Source organism: Alteraurantiacibacter lauratis (assembly GCF_037154155.1).
GTDB classification, from domain to species: Bacteria; Pseudomonadota; Alphaproteobacteria; order Sphingomonadales; family Sphingomonadaceae; genus Alteraurantiacibacter; species Alteraurantiacibacter lauratis.
In genome coordinates this window covers 1-2,494 of record NZ_JBANRN010000031.1, presented here as the reverse complement: position 1 = coordinate 2,494, position 2,494 = coordinate 1, and the positions used below count along the sequence as shown (strand labels likewise).

Annotated in this window: 3 protein-coding genes and 1 pseudogene; all 4 read left to right on the top strand. The window is 57.1% G+C overall.

Annotated features, from left to right (window positions below):
• The coding region (locus WFP39_RS15195; protein WP_336920673.1) for a hypothetical protein at window positions 1-194 on the top strand (194 nt) is incomplete at its 5' end.
• Window positions 191-943, top strand: a complete 753-nt coding sequence (gene ndpH / locus WFP39_RS15190; RefSeq protein WP_452039024.1) for a maleate isomerase — start codon at window positions 191-193, stop codon at window positions 941-943. The genes WFP39_RS15195 and ndpH, both read left to right, overlap by 4 nt.
• A 10-nt stretch (window positions 944-953) precedes the next feature.
• Window positions 954-1,760 (top strand): alpha/beta fold hydrolase, encoded by an 807-nt coding sequence (locus WFP39_RS15185; RefSeq protein ID WP_336920672.1) that lies wholly within the window; start codon window positions 954-956, stop codon window positions 1,758-1,760.
• Window positions 1,761-2,420 (top strand): annotated as a pseudogene (locus tag WFP39_RS15180) (2,5-dihydroxypyridine 5,6-dioxygenase NicX family protein); the annotation flags it as partial.
• Window positions 2,421-2,494: the final 74 nt, after the last annotated feature.

Here is a 2,494-nt window from a genome sequence, read left to right as displayed (position 1 = left end):
TCTTCCTCATTCATCTGCTCCTTCGAGTGGGGCAGACTCTACATTACATCGAGGGAGGCAACGGGGGGCAGGTCACATTCCATGCTTTAAGCAGCGCATTCGGCCGCAAAGACCAGAAAAATAGTCCTATAATCCGCTTGCATTTATTCAGATGGATAATTAATGGCGAGGAGAAATATGGAGCGATTCAATGAAGCCTTATCGCATCGGTCAAATCGTACCGAGCTCGAACGTAACAATGGAAACAGAGATCCCTGCGCTGCTGCGTGCACGCGAGGCCATCTCGCCCGAACGATTCACGTTTCACTCTTCGCGCATGCGCATGAAGCATGTGACGAAGGAAGAGCTTGCCAAGATGGATTGCGAAAGTGATCGTTGCGCGCTCGAACTGTCTGACGCGCAAGTCGACGTCATGGGCTACGCCTGCCTTGTCGCCATCATGTCCATGGGCAAGGGCTATCACAGAGAATCCCAGAACAGGCTGCATCAAGTCACCGTGGAGAATGGTAACCCTGCGCCTGTGGTGTCATCTGCCGGCGCACTGGTCGAGGCGGTCCAGGCCATTGGGGCAAAGAAGGTTGCCGTCGTTGCGCCTTACATGAAGCCCCTTACCCAGATGGTCGTCGAATATATCGAGAACGAGGGCATCGAAGTCGTCGAGTGGCGGGCCCTGGAAATATCCGACAATCTGGCAGTTGCCGCGCATGACCCGATGAACCTGCCAGGGATCGTTGGCGACATGGAGCAGATCGCCGCGGTTGACGCGGTCATCCTGTCTGCATGCGTGCAGATGCCTTCCCTTCCCGCTGTCTCAATGGTGGAGGCGCAGATCGGCAAGCCCGTGCTGACCGCAGCAATCGCCACCACCTGGTCGCTCCTCAAGTCTCTCTCCCTCGACACAAGGGTTCCCGGAGGAGGCTCTCTCCTTTCGGGTGCCTACTGAGGAGCGACCAATGAGCAGAGGCTACAATGTTCGCGCCAATGGCATCCGCCAGCACCTGATCCACTTTCAGGGTCCAGGCCCACAATTGCTGATCATACCAGGTATTACGTCACCGGCGATTACCTGGGGCTTCATCGCCGAACGGCTGTCAGAGACGTTCAACGTGCATGTGCTTGACGTGCGCGGTCGTGGTTTGAGCGAGGCGGGCGAGCTCGATTATTCGCTGGATACCATGGCGGACGATGCCGTTAGCCTCGTGCAATCCAAGGCACTCGACAGGCCCATCGTACTGGGCCATTCAATGGGTGCACGTACCGCTATCAGGGCGGCCCGCAAGTCTCCTGACGCATTTGCCGGCCTGATCCTTGCTGACCCGCCGGTCAGCGGTCCGGGGCGACGCGAATATCCTTCAGCCTGGCCGTGGTACGAAGATTCTATCCGTATGGCGGAAAAAGGCTGTTCGGCAGAAGACATGCGCGCGTTCTGCCCAACATGGACGGAAGAGCAACTCTCGCTAAGGGCGGAGTGGCTGCACACCTGTCAGCTGGATGCGATCAAGACAGCCTATGACGGGTTCCACAGTGACGACATCCATGCCGACCTGCAACATTTGACTTTGCCGATGCGGCTGGTGGTGGCTGGCGACGCACCGGTAATCCAGGACGACGATATCGCCGAAATCAGGCAGCTGGCCCCCGCCATCGACGTTCGCATTGTTGAGAACGCCGGACACATGATCCCATGGGACAACTTGGACGGCTTCCTGGCGGCCGTAAAGGACTTTGTACCCGCTGCAGAGCTGAAAGAGACAGACTGAATGGACCACGCTAGTTTCACCGAAATTTGCCTTCATCAGCTCAAGATGTCGGGCGTCCACGAAGGCGAGAAGCTGGTTGTGCTCACGCAAGGTGATGAGCGCCTCAACTATGCCGATGCATTCCTTGCCGCAGGACGCCAGCTTGGCGCCAGCATCTACCATATGCGGCTTCCCGCCAGCCCACCTGCCGGCTCCTGGGCGGTCGGTCGCACGGGACTCGCCGCCATGCCAGAGGCTGTCGAGGCACTGAAGAACGTGGACATGCTTATAGACTGCGTGTTCCTGCTATTTTCACCTGAACAAATGGCCATTCAGGCATCCGGCACGCGTGTAATAACAGTCGTCGAGCCGCCAGAATTGCTGGCCCGCATGATGCCCAATGATGAGCTGAAGGAAAAGGTAAAGATCGCTGGCGAAATCCTCGCCCATGCCAAGAACATGCGCATTACCTCGCCACACGGAACGGATGTCACTTACAAGCTCAACACCTATCCCACGATCACCGAATATGCCTGTACCGATGAACCGGGGCGCTGGGACCACTGGCCATCGGGCTTTGTCTTCACTGGCGGTGATGACGATGGCGTGGACGGGCAAATCGTGGTCGGATGTGGCGACATTCTTCTGCCTCAGAACATCTATGTCCGCGATCCCATAACCTAGGGTCTAAACCCAATCAGCCTCTTGAAATTCAGTGCGTGTATTGATTCAGAGTGTCTCCGCTGAAGCAGGAG